Below are 18,508 nucleotides of genomic sequence, written 5' to 3' on the forward strand. Positions count from 1 at the left end.
TCAGTCTTGTACGACTGTGGAACCGTCCTACCGTACGCCTGCTTCCCGCGTGATCGCGCCAGTGGCCAGAAGGTACTGGGCGGCCAGATAGGTGGCCATGATCCAGAAGTCCGGGTGGGGCAGCTGGGGCCATTCGGCGACACCGGTGGCGATGAGGGTGTCGGAGAGCAGGAACAGCGCGCCGCCGATGCCGGCCCGCAGGCCGAGCGCGCTGGAGCGGAACGCCATGGCGGTGAGCAGCAGGCTGTAGCCGGCCACGGGGATCCGCAGGTCGGCCGGCAGGTCGGACCACAGCAGGGCGACGGTCCCGAGGAGGGCGAGCAGGTACCCGCCGCCGAGCAGCGGGTTCGCGGGCCGCTTGCCGAAGAGGACGAGGTAGCAGACGTGCCCGACGGCGAAGGAGCCCATGCCTACGAGGAAGGCGACCTCGGCGTCGAAGAGCAGGGCCAGGTCCCCGCCCCAGCCGAACAGCAGGGCGGCGAGCAGCAGGCGGGGCGCGCCACGGGTGGCCATGTGGGTCACGAGCAGCGGCATCAGCAGCGGCTTGGCGACGACGTGCCCGAGGTGCCAGCCGGCCAGCAGCGAGATCAGGTCGACGGCGGCGGCCACGGCGAAGGCCACGAGGGCGATCCGCCCGAGGCGCGACCGGCCGGCCGGGACCCGGTCCACCGCCCAGGCGGGAGCGGGTCGGCCCGGGGACTCGGCGGTGCTCACGCGGTGGTCTCCTGTACGGCCGGGGCGACGTCGGGGGCCGGGGCCGGGGCCGCGGCCGCGGCTGCGGCTGCGGCTGCGGCTGCGGCTGCGGTGCCGGTCGCCGGGGCAGGGGCGGGCTCCGGGGCCGGGGCCGGGGCCGGGGCCGGGGCGGGGGCGGGGGCGGGCTGCCAGCCGGGGCCGCGGAAGACGTGTCCGGCCCGCTGGCCCCAGCTCCCGGCGGCGCGCACGTCGCGGGCGATGGCGGCGTACTCGTGGGTGGCCACGCGCAGCGGGTTGTGGGTGCCGATGTTCTTGGTCAGCCCGTAGACGGGCTTGTCCGTCTCCCCCACCCAGGAGCCGAACATCCGGTCCCAGAGGATCAGGATGCCGCCGAAGTTGCGGTCCAGGTAGCCGCCCTGCGAGGCGTGGTGGACGCGGTGGTGGGAGGGGGTGTTGAAGACGTACTCGTAGGGCCGCGGCAGCTTTCCGATGCGCTCGGTGTGGACCCAGAACTGGTAGAGGAGGTTGAGTCCGTAGCAGAACGGGATCGCCGCCGGGTGTACGCCGAGAGCCACCATCGGCAGGTAGAACCACCAGGTGGTGGCGCTGGTCCACGGCTGGCGCAGGGCGGTGGTGAGGTTGAACCGCTCGCTGCTGTGGTGCACCACGTGGCAGGCCCACAGGATGCGGATCACGTGGTGGAGGCGGTGCTGCCAGTAGTAGAGGAAGTCCTGCGCGAGCAGCATCAGCAGGGCGGTCCACCACAGGAACGGCACGCGCAGCGGGGTGAGTTCGTAGACCGCGGTGAAGACGGCGACGACCGGGATCTTCCAGAGCAGGTCGAACCCGATGCTGCCGAGCCCCATGGTGATGCTCGTGGCGGCGTCCTTGGTGTCGTAGCCGGCGGCATCCTCGTCCGGATGGAGCCGGTAACTCACCACCTCGATGACGGTGAGCAGCACGAAGGCAGGTATGGACCACAGCACGACATCGGGCAGGTTCGGCATGTCCCGCACCATAGAGGCGCCCTCGGGGGTGCCGCTAGGGGTTGTTACCGATCGGTATCCATCGGTGTTACCAGCGGTTCGCGAGATGATGTCCGGGCCAAGGGGAGGGCACGGAATGACGGGCATCGAGACGGTTCTCTTACGGGTGGCGGGAACGGCGGCGGGGACACTGGTGAAGTCCCTCCTCGCGCGGGTCCCGGGGGCGGGCCTGGTGGCCGACCCGGCACGGCCGGCCCCGCGCGGACGCAAGCCCCCGACGGAACTGGGCGACGGCGAGATGCGGCGCCTGACCGAAGCCCTGGCGGCCCGGCTCGGCCCGGCGTGCGCGACGCTGCCGGAACACGAGCGCCTGGCCGCGCTGGACGCGGTCGGCGACGCCTTCGCGGCACTCGGCCCGCTGGACGCGGAGGCCCTCTTCACGGCGGACCTCGACCCGACGGCCCTGGCGGCCACCCTCCCCCCACCCCCGGCGGGCCTGAGCGGGGCCGCGGAAGCCCTGTACGGACGGCTGGTCCGGCTGTGCTGCGCGCACGCGGTGGAGTACGTGACGACCCTGCCGGGCTTCGGGGCCCGGGCGGGGGTGGAACTGGTCCGGCGGACGGGCGAGCTCGCGCGAGCGGTGGACCGGCTCGACCACGCCGGGTCGGGGGCGGCGTACGCCTTCGAGGCCCGGTACGCGGAGTACATCGCGCGCACCCACGGCCGGCTCCAGCTCTTCGGGCTGACCCTCAGCCGCTCCCGCCAGGAATGGCCCCTGGACGTGGCGTACATCAGCCTCGCGGTCAGCGGTGAGGAGCAGCTGATGCCGGACGCCCCGACCGCGCGCCGGACCCAGCTCCGGGCCGAGCAGGCCCTCGCCTCGGCCGACCGCATCCTGCTGCGCGGCCCGGCGGGCTCCGGGAAATCCACCCTGATGCAGTGGCTGGCCCTGAACGCCGCCCGGCGGACCGACGGCCCGTGGAGCACCGGCGTCCCGTTCGTACTGCGGCTGCGCTCCTTCACCGCGTCGGGCGACCTACCGCTTCCGGAGGACTTCCCGCGCGCGGGCGGCGTACCGCTGTCCGCCCCTCCGGGCTGGGTGGAGGACCTCATGCTGAGCGGCCGGGCGCTGGTCCTGGTGGACGGGGTGGACGAAGTCCCGCAGCGGCTGCGCACCCGCACTGAGAGCTGGCTGCGCTCACTGATCTCCGCCTTTCCGAAGGCGCGCTACGTGGTGACCACCCGCCCGTCGGCGGTCCCGGAGGACTGGCTCGGGGGCCTCGGATTCGCCACGCACACGATGCTGCCGATGGACCAGCGGGACATCCGTGCCTTCGTGGGGCACTGGCACGCGGCGGCCCGGGCGGACGGGCAGGATGTGGACGCGTACGAGGCCGCGCTGCTGGAAGCGGTCTCCTCCCGGCGGGATCTGGCCCGGCTGGCCACGAACCCGCTGATGTGCGCGCTGCTGTGCGCGCTGAACCAGGACCGCCGGATGCAGCTCCCCCGGGCCCGCAAGGAACTGTACGACGCGGCGCTGGACATGCTGTTGGTCCGGCGGGACACGGAACGGGAGATCTGCGGGGTCGAGGGCGTCCACCTCACCCGGGAGGAGCAGATCGCGCTGCTCCAGCGGCTCGCGTACTGGCTGATCCGCAACGGGCAGTGGGAGGCGGGCCGGAGCGAGGCCGTCGAGATGGTGGACGAGTGGCTGGACGCGATGCCGCAGGTGCGGGCGCAGGGCAGCGCGGAGCAGGTCTTCACCCACCTGCTGATCCGCAGCGGCCTGCTCCTGGAGCCGACCCCGGGTGCGGTGGTCTTCGTCCACCGCACCTTCCAGGACTACCTGGGCGCCAAGGCGGCGGTGGAGTCGCGGGACTTCGGGGTGCTGGTGAGGAACGCGCAGGACGACTCCTGGGACGACGTGGTCCGCATGGCGGTGGGCCACGCCCGCCCGGACGAACGCGCCCGCCTGCTACGGGGTCTGCTCCGCCGGGCCGACAAGGTCAAGTCCGCGCACGACCGCCTCGTGCTGTTGGCGGCGGCCTGCCTGGAACAGGCTCCCGAGCTCGACCCGGCCGCACATGCCGATGTGCAGGAGCGCACGGCGCGACTGCTGCCGCCCCGGTCCCGCCGGCAGGCGGAGGAACTGGCCAAGGTCGGCGAACTCGTCCTGGAACTCCTGCCCCCGGACGGCGAACTCGACGAGGACGAAGCGGAAGCCGTCGTCCGTACGGCCGGATGGATCGGCGGACCACGCGCGCTGGAGGTCGTCGCCCGCTTCCGCGAGGACACCCGGTTGAACGTGGCCTACGCGCTGTCGGACGTCTGGGCCCACTTCCCCGTCGACGAGTACGCGGAGGCGGTGCTGTCGACGGCGCCCCTGCCCGGGGTGAACCTGCTGGTGAGCAGAGAGGAGCAGGTAGCTCAGGTCGGGCGGCTCACCCATCTGAAGCGGATCAATCTGCACTGGGCGCCCGGCCTGCCGGCTCTGGTCGCACAACGCCCGGACCTCGAACACCTCTTCGTGTTCCGCAACGAGGGGTTGGCCGACCTGTCCCTTCTGGAGCCGCTGGACCGTCTCACCTTCCTGGGCCTCTCCGTGTGCCCGAACGTCCGTAACCTCGCGCCGTTGTCCGGGCTGTCACTGCGTGGATTGACTCTGGTCGGGCTGCCGACGGGCCTTCCCCTGGATCCGGTGCGGGGGCTCCCGCTGGAAAGCCTGCGCCTGGGCTACCGGCCCACCGCGGACCGGATCGGCGACCTTCCGCTCCCCGACGGACTGCGCGGGCTTCACCTGCTCCAGGGAGCGGCCGGCCTGTCACTGGCGGGCCTGGACCGCCTCCCCGAACTGGAGACCCTGGCGGTCACCGGCAACGAACGGTTCGCCGAGCTCGCCACGTCGACCGCGCCGGCCCTCACGAGCCTGTCCGTCATCGATGCAGCGCCGGACCTCGCCCGATTGCTCCGGCACGAGCGGTTGGTCTCCCTGACACTGAACCAGTGCTCCGTCCGCGACCTCGCACCGCTTCGGTCTCTCCCGCGCCTCCGGTTCCTCCTGCTGAACCACTGCGAAGGGAGCCACGACCTCACCCCGCTGGCCGGCCTGGACCAACTCGTGATCACCGTGTTCGGCGGGGCGACCGTCACCGGCGCGGAGCGCTTCCCGCCCGAGCGGCTCAGGTTCCGTCGGGGCTGAGCCGCCCGGCGAGGAGGCGGAGCTACCAGACCCGGACCGAGCCGCCCTTGGCGAAGGCCGGGCTCGTGGCCTCGGGCGGGATCTCCGTCAGGGGTTCCGCGATGTCCGTGACCAGCGGGCCGTGCTTGGCCGCGACCGCGTCCAGCAGGGCCAGGTCGAAGCCGTACACGCGGGCCGCGTTGCCTCCGACCATCGCGGCGACCTCCTCGCGCGGGAGGCCCGCGTAGGCGATGCGGAGGCCTTCGCGGGAGAAGGGGGTGGTGCCCTCGTCGTGGGGGTAGTCACTGCCCCACATGATCTTGTCGAGGCCGATCCGCTCCCGCAGCGGGACCTCGTGGGGGCGCATGAAGCTCGCTCCCACGAAGCAGTTGTCCCGCCAGACCTCGCTCGGGCCCCGGCCCATCGACTCCGCCAGGCCCGCCCCGAACTTGGACTCGGCCGTGGCCGATGCCCCGACCAGGCGGCCGTGGTAGTAGTCCAACATGTCCAGCACGCCGGGGATCCAGCCGGAGCCCTGCTCCGTCAGGACCAGCTTGAGGCCCGGGTGCCGGCGGAAGGCCCCGCCGAAGACGAGGTGCCACAGGGCGCGGTGCGAGAACCAGGTCATCTCCACCATGAAGACGGCCCGGGCCGCCGGTTCGTCGCCGAGCGGCGGTGAGGCGGAGCCGCCGTGGTGGTTGACCGGGACGTCCAGCTCGTCGCACACCGCCCAGATGGGGTCGTAGGCGGCCGAGTACAACTCGGGGACCGTGGAGCCGGGCGGCACGCCGGGCAGCAGGATGCCGCCCGTCAGGCCCGCCGCCTTCGTGCGGCGGATCTCCCCGACGGCCGCGTCCACGTCGTTGAGCAGGATCTGCGCGACCCCCGCCCGCCGGCCCGGCGCGTCCGCGCAGAAGTCCGCGAGCCAGCGGTTGTGGGCCTGCAGCCCGGCCCAGCGCAGCTCGTACTCGGCCCTCGTCGGGGGTTGGGCCATCAGCGAGGCCTTGGGGAAGAACGGCGGGATGGTGTTCGGGAAGAGGACCTCCGCGACGATGCCGTCCGCCTCGAGTTCGGCGAGGCGGCGCGCCGAGTTCCAGTTGCGGTCGGCGGTGTCCGCGAGGAGGTCCTCGTACGGGTTCACGTAGGTGGCGGCCCAGGCGTCGAATTCCTCGTGGTGGCGCTCGGCCAGGTACGGCTTGTAGTCCAGCAGGTCGGCGCCGGCGTGGCAGTCCGCCGAGATGACCGTGTACCGGTCCTCCGTCATGTCGATACCCCCAGGACCGGGAAGTCGTTGTCGGTGAGCCAGTGGCGGCCCACCTCGCGGGAGCGGGCCCAGGAGGCCTCCACCGCCGCCTGGTCCGGGGACTGGCCCAGCTCCGCCGGGGTGGGGCCGATCCGGCTTGCGATCGGGGCCAGCTTCGCGGTGTCGAAGCCGAAGACCTCGGCCGCCGCGAGCCCCAGCATCCGGCGGGTCTCCGCGACCGGGATGTCGTGGAAGGTGTTCTTCAGCCAGGCCCGGGTGTTCGGCCAGGTGCCTTCGGGGTGCGGGAAGTCCGAGCCCCACAGGATGTTGTCGACGCCGATCTCGTAGCGCTGGGCGAGCTCGCGCCGCTTGGTGTTCGTCGCGCAGATGAAGACCTGGCGGTCCAGGTACTCGCTGGGCGGCCGCTTCAGCTCCTCGAACGGCGAGAGCTTCTTGCCGCCGTGCGCGCCGAGGTAGAGCCGGTCCATGAACCACAGCTGGTTCGGCAGCCACCAGCAGCCCGACTCGGCGACGCCGAACCTGAGGCCGGGGTGGCGCTCGAAGACACCGGACCAGAGCAGGAACCACAGGGGGCGGGCCGGCCACCAGGTGACCTCGGAGACGAAGATGCCCAGGTGGTCGCCGTACTCGTGGCGCGGCGAGGAACCGGAGTGGGTGACGATCGGCATCCGCGTCTCGGCGGCCGCCGCCCAGACGGGGTCGTAGCGGCGGTCGTGGTAGGGCGCCTTGTCCACCCACATCGCGGGGATCATCAGCGCGCCCAGCCCGGACTCCTTGGCCCGGTGGATCTCCGCCACGACCTTCTTCGGCTCGCCGGTGATGGGCAGCAGCGCGACTCCGCAGTGGCGTTCCGGATGCTGCCCGACGAACTCGGCGAGCCAGCGGTTGTGCGCCTGCGCGCCCGCCATGCCGAGCTCGGGGTCCTGGTCGCCGGAGAGGCCGAGGCCGACGCCGAAGGGGGCGGCGGTCTGACTGTCGACGGCGTCCGCGTCGGGGAAGACGACCTCGGCGGCCACGCCGTCGCCGTCGAGTTCCTTGAGCCGCTGCCCGGTGTCCCAGCCGCCCTTGAGGCCTTCCTCGTGATCGTGGAACCACTTCTCGGCGAAGGCCTCGTTGCGGACGCCGAGCCGGGTGGCCTCCGCCCGGCGGGCGTCGCGTTCGCCGAGGAACGCGTCGAACTGGGGATGGAAGCGGGAGTCCAGGTAGGGCCGGTACCGCTCGGTGGGCAGTCCCGCGTGGCAGTCGGAGGAGATGATCAGGTACGGGTCTTCGGTCCGGTCTTCGGGCCGGTCTTCGTTCGTACGCACCACAGACGCCCCTCAGTCGAGGATGAAGCTTTCCAGGTAGGCGGGATTGGTCCGGTCGAGCATCGACTGCGACCGGGCACGGATCTGCCGGTCACTGTGTTCGCCGGCCGGGAGCATCCAGAAGCGGTCGGCGCGGATGCCGTCGACGACGTGCTCGGCGACCTCCTCGACCGGGGTGAAGCGCACCTCGTGGCCGGCCTGCCTCATCGCCGCCTCGTACTGGTCGAGGCTGCGGTACGGGGCCTTGCGCGGCCGTTCCTTCGCGTACCGCTCGGGCCGGTTGCGGTGCGACTCCCACAGCCCGGTGCGCAGCATGTGCGGTCCGGGGAAGAGGACGGAGGCCCCGACGGCGGCGCCCTCCGCCTTCAGGTGGGCGTAGAGCGACTCGGTCATGGTGACCACGGCCGCCTTGGTGACGGCGTACACGGAGGCGGTGGGCAGCGGGGCGATGCCGCCGTCGCCGGAGGAGGTGTTGACGATGTGGCCGGGGCCGCCGGCGGCGATCATGCGGGGGACGAAGGCCTGGATGCCGTGGAAGACGCCCCACACGTTGACGGAGAAGGCCCATTTCCAGTCGTTGGGTTCGTGCTCCCACATGCGGCCCTCGGCGCCGGAGCCGACGCCCGCGTTGTTGCAGAGCACGTGCACGGCGCCGAAGGTCTCGTAGGCGGCGTCGGCCAGCGCGATCACGGAGTCGCGTTCGCTGACGTCGACCACCCGGGCGAGCACCTGGGCCCCGTCCGCGGCGAGTTCGTCGGCGGCCTTGCGCAGGGCGCCCTCCTCGACGTCGGCCAGGACCACCTTCAGTCCCTCGGCGGCGAAGCGACGGGCCATGGCGAGGCCGATACCGCTGGCGGCCCCGGTGACCACGGCCACCTGTCCGGGTTCGAGTCGCATGTCAGCCCCTCCCCCCTGACGATCCCTCCGGGGGCGCGTCGAGGATCTGCAGGGGGTCGTCGTAGCGCTGGTGGATGTACGGGAGCAGGGCCTGGGCGCTGACCCGCTCGACGACCCGGCCCTTCTGGTCCGTGGTCTTCTCGCCGATGGTGATCTCCACGATCCGGCGGACGGGCAGGTCGGCGACCGGGTCGTACATCGACTCCCGCAGCACGACGTCCCCGGTGATGTGTTCCAGCTTGCGGACCTTCTCGTTGCGCGTGCAGTGCACGAGCACCGGGTCCACGTCGAAGCCCGAGCCGTCCACGCCGGGCAGGAACTTGAAGTAGAAGTCGGTCTTCCGGGTGGGCTCGGGCAGCGGCAGTGCGCGGTCCACCGCCCCGCGCACCTCGACGAAGGCGATGCCGTGCCGGGCGAGAGCGGCCCGTACGACGAGGCCGTCGCGTTCCACGGTGACCTCGCCCAGCTTCTTCGGCTCGCCGAAGACCTCGCGGCCGCCGGTCAGGGCGCGTTCGAGGGTCATCGGCATGACCAGGGGGTACCAGCCCTCGATCCCGCCGTGCTGGGCGGCGACGGCCACCGAGCCGGCGCCGAGGGGGTAGCCGGGCAGGTCGACCTTGCTGATGTTGGCCCGTACCAGGGGCCGCTCGGCCGGTTTGAGCGGCGGCGGCAGGACCGCCGCGACCACGTCGGGATCACTCTCCCAGACGGCCACCACGCCGGTGGACCAGATGTCGGGGAGTCGGGAGCTCTTCTCGCGCGACGCCGCGATCTCGGCCTCGGTCCGCGCTCCGTACCGTACGCGTGCCATGTCTCGCACCATCCCTCGGCTCGGGGGGAATCGGTTCGGTTCTGTAACACAGTTACACCGCTGCCGATGAAGGGTAAAGACCCTTGCACGCACAAGAATTGACGATCCGACAGATTGGTGGTGGAAGGCCGTGGCCAGAACCACGCTCACCCGTGACGAGGTGCTGGACGCCGCCGCGTCCCTGGTCATGCGGCACGGTCCGGCCGCGCTCACCATGCGCAAGCTGGCCGCCGAGCTGGGCACCGCCGTGACGTCCATCTACTGGCACGTCGGCAACCGCGAGTCGCTGCTCGACGCCCTCGTCGAGCGGACCGTGGAGGAGATGGGGGCGATCCGGCCCACCGGCCGCACGCCGGCCGACCGGATCCTGGCGGTGGCCCGGATCCTGCGCCGGGAACTGCGCGGGCGTCCGCACCTGATCGCGATGGTCCACGAACGCGGGCTCACCGAACGGATGTTCCTGCCGGCCCAGCAGGCGCTCGTCCACGAGGTGCACGCCGCCGGGCTGCGTGGCGCCCGGGCGGCGGACGCGGTGCGCGCCGTCCAGTTCCAGGTCGTCGGGTACCTGCTCGTCGAGCGCAACCGCGAACGCTCCCCCGCCCAGTCCCCGGCCGAGAGCGAGCTCTGGGATCCGGCCGCGGCCCCCCACGACCCGGCGCTCGCCCGCGCCCTGGCCCGCCCGGCGGATCCGGACCGGCTGTTCCTGCTGTCCGTACGGGCCCTGGTGCACGCCCTGCTCGCGCCGGGCGCGGCAGGCGCCGCCGGTGCGACCGGTGCCGCCGGTGCCGCCCCGCGGTGTTGAGACCGCTCGCCTCCACGTTCCCCCGCCGAACGGGCGGAGCCCGGGGCTGACGGCCGGGAACCGCCTGCGCGGCCACGGGTGTCAGTCGGGGCCGATATCCTCTGTGACCATGCTCGACGACCGTACGACCGCAGAGACGATGTGGCCGACCGCGTACCCACAGGGGTACGCGGTCGTCGACGTGGAGACCACCGGGCTCGCTCGCGACGACCGGATAGTCTCCGCCGCCGTCTACCGGCTCGACGCCCAGGGCAATGTCGAGGACCACTGGTACACGCTGGTCAATCCGCGGCGGGACCCGGGACCGGTGTGGATCCACGGGCTGACGAGCGCGATGCTCGCCGACGCCCCGCTCTTCGAGGACATCGCCGAGGAGTTCGCCGACCGGCTCGCCGACCGGGTCCTGGTCGCGCACAACGCGATCTTCGACTGGCAGATGATCGCCCGGGAGTACGCGCGGGCCGCCGCGACCGCGCCGGTCCGTCAGCGGCTGTGCACCATCGCCCTGTCGAAGGAACTGGACCTGCCGCTGCCCAACCACAAGCTGGAGTCGCTCGCCGCGCACTTCGGCGTGGTCCAGCAGCGCGCCCACCACGCGCTCGACGACGCCCGGGTGCTCGCGGAGGCGTTCCGCCCCTCCCTGCACGCGGCTGCGCGGGGCGGCGTACGACTGCCCCTGCTGGAGTGCCGACCGCTGACGGAGTGGTCGGACTCCGCCGCCACCCCGCGCGTCGGATACCAGGCCTCCTACCGGGGCGGCAGCTGGCGGCCCTCGCGCAAGCGGCCGCCGTGCCCGCACCCGAACCCGGGGCGCTTCGAGGACGGCAAGCCGCTGAAGCAGGGCATGCGGATCGCCTTCTCCGGTGACACCTCGGTGGAGCGGGAGCTGTTGGAGGACCGGGCGGTCGAGGCGGGTCTGCACATCGCGACGAGTGTGTCGCGGCTCACCAGCCTCCTGGTGACCAACGACCCGGAGTCGGCGACGTCCAAGACGGTCAAGGCGAAGAGCTTCGGCACGCCGGTCGTCGACGAGGCGGCCTTCACCCAGCTGCTGCGGGACGTGGCTCCGGCCGAGTCCTGAACCGGGGGCCGTTGCGCCGGCCGGGTGCAGGCGCGGCGACTCACCCCGCTGGATCTTGTTCCGCTCGTTCCCCGTGCGCAGCATTCGGCCCATGGCACGTTGTGAGGTCTGCGGAAACGATTACGGCATGTCCTTCGAGGTGCACGCGCAGGGCGCGGTGCACGTCTTCGACTGCTTCTCCTGCGCCATCCACCGCATGGCGCCCGTCTGCGAGCACTGCCGGGTCTCGATCATCGGTCAGGGCGTCGAGGTCGAGGGGCAGTGGTTCTGCGGGGCGCACTGCGCCCGGGCGGAGGGGAAGGTGGGCATCGTCGACCGCGTCTGACTTCCGCGCGTCCCGGCCTGGTCCCGAGCGCTGTCCCGACATCCGTTCCGTACGCCATGACCCCGGACGGCCACCCGGCCGCCGGGGTCCTTCGCGTTGCGGGTACCGTCGTGGGCGTGTACCGCTTTGTGCTGACCCGGCAGTGGGTGTTCCTCACCCTGATGGCCCTCGCTCTCATCCCCGCGATGATCGAGCTGGGGTTCTGGCAGTACCACCGCCATGAGCACCGGGTCGCGCAGAACCAGCTGATCGAGGCCAACCTGCGGGCGAAGCCGGTCCCCATGACCGAGGTCACCTCCCCCGGGCACCGGGTCCCCCGCGCGGACTTCTGGCGAGCGGTCACCGCCACGGGCACGTACGACACCGCGCACGAGGTCGTCGTGCGGATGCGCACCGACAACGACGACAAGGTCGGCTTCCACGTCCTGACCCCACTGGTCCTCGCCGACGGCCGGGTGGTCCTGGTCAACCGGGGCTGGGTGCCGGGCGGCGACGACCCGCGCGCCTACCCGCCGGTGCCGACCGCGCCCGCGGGCGAGGTCACGGTCACCGGCCGGCTGAAGGCCGACGAGACCAGCGGCGGCAGCGGCATCAAGGACCGCAAGGGCCTGCCGGACCGTCAGGTGATGCTGATCAACAGTGCGCAGCAGGCGGAGTACCTGGGCCGGACGGTCCTCGGCGGATACCTGGAGCTCACCGCTCCGGCCCCGGCGGACGGCATCCCGGAGCCCATCGCCGATCCCGACCACGACTCGATCGGCCCCCACATGGCGTACGCCGTCCAGTGGTGGCTGTTCGCCGCCGCGGTTCCGGTGGGCTGGGTGGTCCTCGTACGGCGGGAGAAGCGCGAGCGCGAGGAGGAGGCCGCCCGGGCCGAGGCCTCCCTGCAGGAGCCGGCGACGGCGTAGCGTGTCGGCATGGATCTTGGACTGAAAGACCGTGTCTACATCGTCACCGGGGCCACGCGCGGCCTCGGCCTCGCCTCCGCCCGGGAGCTGACCGCCGACGGCGCGAAGGTCCTCCTGACGGGCCGGGACGAGAAGCGGGCGGCCGACGCCGCCGCCGAGCTCGGCCCGAACGCGGCCGGTGTGGCGGCCGACAACTCCGACCCGGAGGCGGCCGCGCGGCTGGTCGCGACCGCGCGGGAGCGCTTCGGTCGCCTCGACGGCATCCTCATCAGCGTGGGCGGCCCGGCGCCGGGCTTCGTCGCGGACAACACCGACGCGCAGTGGTCGGCGGCCTTCGAGTCGGTGTTCCTGGGCGCGGTCCGCCTGGCCCGGGCGGCGGCGGCCGAGCTGGGCGAGGGCGGGGTCATCGGCTTCGTCCTGTCGGGCTCGGTCCACGAGCCGATCCCCGGCCTGACCATCTCCAACGGCCTGCGCCCGGGCCTCGCGGGCTTCGCGAAGTCCCTGTCGCTGGAGCTCGGCCCGCGCGGGATCCGGGTGGTCGGCCTGCTGCCGGCCCGCATCGACACCGACCGGGTGCGCGAGCTCGACGCGCTGTCCGGTGACGCCGCCGCCGCGCGGGCGGGCAACGAGTCCCGCATCCCGCTGCGCCGCTACGGCGCCCCGGAGGAGTTCGGCCGCACGGCGGCCTTCCTGCTCTCCCCCGCGGCGTCGTACCTGACGGGCGTCATGCTCCCGGTCGACGGCGGCTCCCGGCACGGCTTCTGATCCACCGCGCCGGACTACGTCACCCGCTGGGCGCGGTGGGACGTCACCTTGAGGCGGGCCTCCGCGGGCAGTTCCGGGAGGCCCGCCGAGGTCCGGGCGTGGGTCAGGACCGGCCCGGCCACGGCGGCCAGGGCGTCGGCGGGGACCGCGTGGGGTTCCAGTTCCAGCGCGACCCGCAGCGCCGGAGATCCGCGCCGCCCGCGCAGGGCGACCCGGCAGCCGGCGACCCCGTCCAGGGCGCCGGCCTCCGCGGCCACCGCCTCCTCCAGCGCCCGCCCGCGCAGCATGGCGTACGCCCCGTCCCCGGTGTCCACGACCACCGCCGGCAGTCGCGGCCGCCTGAGCTGGGACAGCAGCCACCACAGCGCCAGCAGCACGACCACCGCGAGAGCGGCGACCACCGCCCACCACCACCAGCCGTCGGCGTGCCAGTACCGGTCCCGGGTCGCCTGGCTGAGCAGCGGCGCGTGGCGACCGTGCAGCGGCCACGCGCCGGTCAGCACCACGATCCCGGCCGCCAGCAGGACCGCTCCGACCAGGGCGAGCAGGATCCGGTTCACCGTCGCGAGCATCCGTTCACCTCCTGACCCGTACGCGCGGCCGCGGCGGGTGCGCGAGGCCCAGTTCCTCGATGCCGACGGCGATCACCGCGTCGAGGTCGGCCCGTACGTCGTCCAGCTCGCGGAAGTGCGAGGTGGCCCGCACCCCGACGTGGGACCGCCGCACCTTGACCCGGACCGACCGGACTCCGGACACCTCCATGGCCCGGTCCCGCAGGATCTGCGCAGCGTCCTTGCGGCCGAGGCCGGCCCGCACGCCCGGCCCCTGGTCCGGGGGCCGCATCGGCAGGATCCGGCGCAGTCCTGGGGCGAACGCGAGCAGCACGAGGACCGCCCCGACCAGGGCCAGGGCCCCGGCGATCAGCTGCACCCCCAGGTCCGCGGGGGTGTGGGTCGCCAGCCGGTCCGCCAGGTCGCCGCGCCAGCCCATACCGGGGCGGCCCGCCCGTACGGCGGCCAGGTCGTACAGGAACAAGGCCGCCACTCCGAGCACGACCAGGGCGGTCAGCCCGGCGGGCACCCGCCGGGCGGAACGGAAGCGGTGGACCCGGCCGGGGGCCGCGCCGGAGCCGTGGGCCGTCACCGCAGCCGCCGGTCGCGCCCGCCGGCGGTCCGGGCCTGGGTGGAGTGCAGGTGCTCGATGTCGATGTCCACCTCGGGTACGGACATCGACGCGCACTCCTCGATCCGCAGCGCGACCTGCCGGCGTACGGCCGCGCACTGCGCGGCCAGGTCGGACGGGTAGTCCAGCTCCAGGCTGACCCGGACCCGGGCGATGTCGTGGTGCACGGTGACGGCGGCGTGCGGGGGCTTGCCGGGGGTGGTGGCGAGCGCCTCCCGGGCGGCCTGGGCGGCGATCTTCGCGACCACCCGGTCGGCGATTCGGGTGGCGCCGCGCTCGGCGGCGTCCACCCGGGGCGGGGCGGAGCGCGGTGGGCTGCTCATCGGCGCCTCACCCGCGCCGGTCGTCGCGGCGGCGGAACAGGTCACCCGGTTCCAGGTCCCCGTCGAGGAACCGTCCGGCGACGAAACCGATGGCGCCGAGGGCGGCCACCAGCAGGAAGGCCCCGAAACCGCCGAAGTAGCCGGCGAACGCGAGGGCCATGCCGGCGAACATTCCGGCGATCGCCATGCTCATGCGGAGTCCTCTCGGCTACTGGAGACGGGATTCCGGCTCCTCGTCGGGCTCATCGGGCAGCTTGACGTCGCTCACCGCGATGTTGACCTCGACGACCTCCAGGCCCGTCATCCGCTCGACCGCCGAGATGACGTTCTCCCGGACCGCGCGCGCCACGTCGCGGATCGATACCCCGTAGTCCACGACGATCTCCAGGTCGAGGGCCGTCTGGACCTCGCCGACCTCTGCCTTGACCCCACGGCTGACCTGGGCCTTCTGGCCGCCGGGCACCCGGTCGCGGACGGCGCCGAAGGTCCGGGAGAGGCCACTGCCGCTGCCCATGGCGTGCACGCCGACCACCTCGCGGGCGGCCAATCCGGCGATCTTCTCGACCACCCCGTCGGCGATGCTCGTGCGTCCCCGGTCGCCGGGCTCCTTGCCGGAGCCCCCTGATACGGATTCGGTCATCGCGTGTCCCTTCGCGTGGAGAGCGGACTCACTCCGCACCACGTTAGGCGCCCGGACGCGCGGGCGCCCCGGGACTACGCCGGTCGGCTGGCCGACTTCGCCCGGGGCTCCGGTGGTGCGGCGGTCCTCAGTCGGAGAGACCGGCCAGGTCCCGCAGGCGGCGGGCCTGGGCCGCGCGCTCGGCGGCGCGCTGGTCGTCGTAGGAGCGGTCCTGGGCGGAGCGCAGCAGCGTCTTCGTCTCGATCACGGCGTCCCGCGCCGGTGCCAGCAGGGCCGTGGTGAGGTCCTGCACGGCGGCGTCGAGCTCGTCCGCGGGGACGACGAGGTTGGCGAGGCCGACCCGCTCCGCCTCCTCGGCGTGCACGAAGCGGCCCGTCGCGCAGATCTCGAGCGCGCGGGCGTAGCCGACGAGGGAGGTCAGGGGCTGGGTTCCGGTCAGGTCGGGGACCAGACCGAGGCTGGTCTCGCGCATGGCGAACTGGACGTCGTCGGCGACCACGCGCAGGTCGCACGCGAGCGCGAGCTGGAAGCCGGCGCCGATCGCGTGTCCCTGCACGGCGGCGACGGAGATGATGTCGTTACGCCTCCACCAGGTGAATGCCTCCTGGTACTCGGCGATCGTGGAGTCGAGCAGTTCGTCCGAACCGCGTGCCAGATCGAGGAAGGACGGCTCGCCCTCGAAACCTTCGGGGGTGAACGCCTGCCGGTCGAGCCCTGCGGAGAAGGACTTGCCCTCACCGCGCAGCACGACGATCCGGACGGTGCCCGGCAACAACCTCCCGGCCTCGGCCAAAGCCCGCCAGAGCGCGGGGGACTGGGCATTTCGCTTGGCCGGATTGGTCAGTGTCACCGTGGCGACCGTGTCGTCGACGGTGAGTCGTACGCCGTCCTTGTCGAGCAGAGCCATCTTTCATGCCTCCGGTGTGCAGTCGGCCGCAAGCTCGGCCTAAGTGACTGCACAGTAACCACCCAGCCGGCCGGAAGGCCGACCGGGGGTCACCGAAGGAACCGTCGGATCATGATGACCCTTGAAGCTGTTGGAACGTCGGAACCGATGGGCCCGGGATCAGGCCGTAGCAGCCTTCTTGCCGCGCGTCGCGCCTCCGCGACCACGCAGCGACACCCCGGACTCACTGAGCATCCGATGGACGAATCCGTAGGACCGGCCGGTCTCTTCGGCCAGCGCCCGGATACTCGCACCGGAGTCGTACTTCTTCTTCAGGTCTGCCGCGAGCTTGTCGCGCGCGGCGCCGGTTACCCGGCTGCCCTTCTTCAGAGTCTCGGCCACCCGTGCCTCCTCGTGGGAAGTGCGCTCTGGACTTCTCATGATCACCCCTCCCACGCTTCCTGGCCACCCATTCAGCAAGGTCGGTACGACGGCATTTCTCGACCGGTGGACACCCGAGCAGAACGGAATCTCCCCTTCCGCTGCATGACTTCCGTCACACTCCGCTGCCCTCGTCAGGAATCGCCAGGTCAGGGGCGCGGAAGCGGAAAACGAACGGCCCCGGTCGCGCACCTCCCAAGGTGCGGCCGGGGCCGTCGTACGACGCGCAACGGTACGAGACCGTCTCACTCAGATGATGGATCACCCGTGAGCCGAATGATCCATAAGGAACTGGATCAGAAGCGGAACGGGAACCGGAACCCGATCAGGCGAGGGCGACCAGGTCCCGGTAGTCCGGTCCCCAGAGGTCCTCGACGCCGTCCGGGAGCAGGATGATCCGCTCCGGCTCCAGCGCCTCGACCGCGCCCTCGTCGTGCGTGACGAGGATGACCGCGCCCTTGTACGTGCGCAGCGCGCCCAGGATCTCCTCGCGGCTGGCCGGGTCGAGGTTGTTCGTGGGCTCGTCGAGGAGCAACACGTTCGCCGAGGAGACGACCAGAGTGGCCAGGGCCAGACGGGTCTTCTCACCGCCGGAGAGCACCCCGGCGGGCTTGTCCACATCGTCTCCGGAGAAGAGGAAGGAGCCGAGGGTCTTGCGGACGGCGACCAGGTCCAGGTCGGGCGCGGAGGAACGCATGTTCTCCAGGACCGTGCGCTCCGGGTCCAGGGTCTCGTGCTCCTGGGCGTAGTAGCCGAGCTTGAGGCCGTGGCCGGGGACGACCGTGCCGGTGTCGGGCTTCTCGGTCCCCGAGAGCAGACGGAGCAGGGTGGTCTTGCCGGCGCCGTTGAGGCCGAGGATGACGACGCGGGAGCCCTTGTCGATGGCCAGGTCGACGTCGGTGAAGATCTCCAGCGAGCCGTAGGACTTCGAGAGGCCCTCGGCGGTGAGCGGGGTCTTGCCGCAGGGCGCCGGGTCCGGGAAGCGGAGCTTGGCGACCTTGTCGGAGACGCGGACGGCCTCCAGGCCGGCCAGGAGCCGGTCGGCGCGCTTGGCCATGTTCTGCGCGGCGACGGTCTTGGTGGCCTTGGCGCGCATCTTGTCGGCCTGCGAGTTCAGGGCCGCGGCCTTCTTCTCGGCGTTCTGGCGCTCGCGCTTGCGGCGCTTCTCGTCGGCCTCGCGCTGCTGCTGGTAGAGCTTCCAGCCCATGTTGTAGACGTCGATCTGGGAGCGGTTGGCGTCCAGGTAGAAGACCTTGTTGACGACGGTCTCGACCAGGTCGACGTCGTGGGAGATGACGATGAAGCCACCGCGGTAGGTCTTCAGGTAGTCGCGCAGCCAGACGATGGAGTCGGCGTCGAGGTGGTTGGTGGGCTCGTCGAGGAGCAGGGTGTCGGCGTCCGAGAAGAGGATCCGGGCCAGCTCGACGCGGCGACGCTGACCACCGGAGAGGGTGTGCAGCGGCTGGCCGAGCACCCGGTCGGGCAGGCCCAGGGCGGCCGAGATGGTCGCGGCCTCCGCCTCGGCGGCGTACCCCCCCTTGGTCAGGAACTCCGTCTCCTGGCGCTCGTACTGCTTCATCGCCTTGTCGCGGGTACCGCCGGTGCCGTTGGCGATGCGCTCCTCGTTGGCGCGCATCTTCTTGATCAGCACGTCGAGGCCGCGCGCGGACAGGATGCGGTCGCGGGCCAGCACGTCGAGGTCGCCGGTACGCGGGTCCTGCGGGAGGTAGCCGACCTCGCCCGAGCGGGCGATGGAGCCGGCGGCGGGCTGGCCCTCGCCGGCCAGGCACTTGGTGAGGGTGGTCTTGCCCGCTCCGTTGCGGCCGACCAGGCCGATGCGGTCGCCCTTGGCGACACGGAAGGAGGCGGACTCGATAAGGACGCGGGCGCCGGCGCGCAGCTCGATGCCGGTGGCGGTGATCACGGAAATACTCCAGGGCGGGTCGGGACGGCGGAAGGGGGGCAGGACGCGAAGCTTCGACGCCGCTAATCCGCGAGGAGATTTGCCATGGGAGACAT

20 protein-coding genes are annotated in these 18,508 nt (G+C 72.2%); 6 read left to right on the forward strand and 14 right to left on the reverse strand.

Annotated elements, in window-relative coordinates; genetic code table 11:
* Window positions 1–27 precede the first annotated feature (27 nt).
* Both ACGFYY_RS18940 and ACGFYY_RS18945 read right to left on the reverse strand, forming a co-directional pair.
* Window positions 28–714 (reverse strand): lysoplasmalogenase, encoded by a 687-nt coding sequence (locus ACGFYY_RS18940; RefSeq protein ID WP_393710691.1) that lies wholly within the window; start codon window positions 712–714, stop codon window positions 28–30.
* Complete coding sequence (locus ACGFYY_RS18945; protein WP_393710693.1) at window positions 711–1,700, reverse strand: sterol desaturase family protein; 990 nt, start codon at window positions 1,698–1,700, stop codon at window positions 711–713. Before ACGFYY_RS18945 ends, ACGFYY_RS18940 begins: the two co-directional genes overlap by 4 nt.
* 115 nt (window positions 1,701–1,815) lie before the next feature.
* Here ACGFYY_RS18945 and ACGFYY_RS18950 point away from each other — a divergent pair, with 115 nt between their 5' ends.
* The gene (locus ACGFYY_RS18950) at window positions 1,816–4,878 is read left to right on the forward strand and encodes an NACHT domain-containing protein (RefSeq protein ID WP_393710696.1); all 3,063 of its coding nucleotides are present in this window, start codon (window positions 1,816–1,818) and stop codon (window positions 4,876–4,878) included.
* Window positions 4,879–4,900: 22 nt separating this feature from the next.
* Here ACGFYY_RS18950 and ACGFYY_RS18955 read toward each other — a convergent pair whose 3' ends face one another.
* The 4 genes from ACGFYY_RS18955 to ACGFYY_RS18970 are packed head-to-tail and all read right to left on the reverse strand — an operon-like array spanning window position 4,901 to window position 9,136.
* Window positions 4,901–6,121 carry an amidohydrolase family protein gene (locus ACGFYY_RS18955; RefSeq protein WP_393710698.1) on the reverse strand — a complete coding sequence of 407 codons (1,221 nt, stop codon included), beginning with the start codon at window positions 6,119–6,121 and terminating at the stop codon, window positions 4,901–4,903.
* On the reverse strand, window positions 6,118–7,428 hold the full coding sequence (locus tag ACGFYY_RS18960; protein WP_393710700.1) for an amidohydrolase family protein: 1,311 nt from the start codon (window positions 7,426–7,428) through the stop codon (window positions 6,118–6,120). Before ACGFYY_RS18960 ends, ACGFYY_RS18955 begins: the two co-directional genes overlap by 4 nt.
* 12 nt (window positions 7,429–7,440) lie before the next feature.
* Window positions 7,441–8,325, reverse strand: coding sequence for an SDR family NAD(P)-dependent oxidoreductase (locus tag ACGFYY_RS18965; protein ID WP_365265593.1), 885 nt, complete (start codon window positions 8,323–8,325; stop codon window positions 7,441–7,443).
* 1 nt (window position 8,326) lies between these two features.
* Entirely contained in the window at window positions 8,327–9,136 is an 810-nt protein-coding gene (locus ACGFYY_RS18970; protein WP_393710703.1) for an acetoacetate decarboxylase family protein, read from the reverse strand.
* Window positions 9,137–9,266: 130 nt separating this feature from the next.
* Here ACGFYY_RS18970 and ACGFYY_RS18975 point away from each other — a divergent pair, with 130 nt between their 5' ends.
* The 5 genes from ACGFYY_RS18975 (at window position 9,267) to ACGFYY_RS18995 (ending at window position 13,017) form a co-directional block, all read left to right on the forward strand.
* Window positions 9,267–9,938, forward strand: coding sequence for a TetR/AcrR family transcriptional regulator (locus ACGFYY_RS18975; protein ID WP_393710705.1), 672 nt, complete (start codon window positions 9,267–9,269; stop codon window positions 9,936–9,938).
* 103 nt (window positions 9,939–10,041) lie between these two features.
* A complete protein-coding gene (locus tag ACGFYY_RS18980; RefSeq protein WP_365265587.1) occupies window positions 10,042–11,019 on the forward strand; it encodes a DEDDh family exonuclease in 978 nt (325 codons plus the stop codon).
* 91 nt (window positions 11,020–11,110) lie between these two features.
* Window positions 11,111–11,344: a hypothetical protein gene (locus tag ACGFYY_RS18985; RefSeq protein WP_078938101.1), complete on the forward strand. Its 234-nt coding sequence runs from the start codon at window positions 11,111–11,113 to the stop codon at window positions 11,342–11,344.
* Window positions 11,345–11,460: 116 nt separating this feature from the next.
* Window positions 11,461–12,252, forward strand: a complete 792-nt coding sequence (locus ACGFYY_RS18990) for an SURF1 family protein (RefSeq protein ID WP_393710708.1) — start codon at window positions 11,461–11,463, stop codon at window positions 12,250–12,252.
* A 9-nt stretch (window positions 12,253–12,261) separates the two neighbouring features.
* Window positions 12,262–13,017, forward strand: a complete 756-nt coding sequence (locus ACGFYY_RS18995) for an SDR family oxidoreductase (RefSeq protein ID WP_393710710.1) — start codon at window positions 12,262–12,264, stop codon at window positions 13,015–13,017.
* A gap of 14 nt (window positions 13,018–13,031) precedes the next feature.
* Here ACGFYY_RS18995 and amaP read toward each other — a convergent pair whose 3' ends face one another.
* The 8 genes from amaP to ACGFYY_RS19035 all read right to left on the reverse strand — a co-directional run bounded on the left by amaP (window position 13,032) and on the right by ACGFYY_RS19035 (window position 18,413).
* Window positions 13,032–13,589 carry an alkaline shock response membrane anchor protein AmaP gene (gene amaP, locus ACGFYY_RS19000; protein ID WP_393710712.1) on the reverse strand — a complete coding sequence of 186 codons (558 nt, stop codon included), beginning with the start codon at window positions 13,587–13,589 and terminating at the stop codon, window positions 13,032–13,034.
* 4 nt (window positions 13,590–13,593) lie between these two features.
* Window positions 13,594–14,160 (reverse strand): DUF6286 domain-containing protein, encoded by a 567-nt coding sequence (locus ACGFYY_RS19005; protein WP_393710714.1) that lies wholly within the window; start codon window positions 14,158–14,160, stop codon window positions 13,594–13,596.
* Window positions 14,157–14,522, reverse strand: a complete 366-nt coding sequence (locus tag ACGFYY_RS19010) for a hypothetical protein (protein ID WP_393710716.1) — start codon at window positions 14,520–14,522, stop codon at window positions 14,157–14,159. Before ACGFYY_RS19010 ends, ACGFYY_RS19005 begins: the two co-directional genes overlap by 4 nt.
* A 7-nt stretch (window positions 14,523–14,529) precedes the next feature.
* Window positions 14,530–14,715 carry a hypothetical protein gene (locus tag ACGFYY_RS19015; RefSeq protein WP_030762666.1) on the reverse strand — a complete coding sequence of 62 codons (186 nt, stop codon included), beginning with the start codon at window positions 14,713–14,715 and terminating at the stop codon, window positions 14,530–14,532.
* A gap of 15 nt (window positions 14,716–14,730) precedes the next feature.
* Window positions 14,731–15,162, reverse strand: a complete 432-nt coding sequence (locus tag ACGFYY_RS19020; RefSeq protein ID WP_109782253.1) for an Asp23/Gls24 family envelope stress response protein — start codon at window positions 15,160–15,162, stop codon at window positions 14,731–14,733.
* Window positions 15,163–15,289: 127 nt separating this feature from the next.
* Window positions 15,290–16,069, reverse strand: a complete 780-nt coding sequence (locus ACGFYY_RS19025) for an enoyl-CoA hydratase/isomerase family protein (RefSeq protein WP_365265574.1) — start codon at window positions 16,067–16,069, stop codon at window positions 15,290–15,292.
* Window positions 16,070–16,228: 159 nt separating this feature from the next.
* Window positions 16,229–16,450, reverse strand: a complete 222-nt coding sequence (locus ACGFYY_RS19030; protein WP_030010789.1) for a helix-turn-helix domain-containing protein — start codon at window positions 16,448–16,450, stop codon at window positions 16,229–16,231.
* 364 nt (window positions 16,451–16,814) lie between these two features.
* Window positions 16,815–18,413 (reverse strand): ABC-F family ATP-binding cassette domain-containing protein, encoded by a 1,599-nt coding sequence (locus ACGFYY_RS19035; protein WP_365265572.1) that lies wholly within the window; start codon window positions 18,411–18,413, stop codon window positions 16,815–16,817.
* Window positions 18,414–18,508 lie beyond the last annotated feature (95 nt).

The sequence above is a fragment of the Streptomyces sp. NPDC048331 genome (assembly GCF_043201215.1).
Classification (GTDB): domain Bacteria; phylum Actinomycetota; class Actinomycetes; order Streptomycetales; family Streptomycetaceae; genus Streptomyces.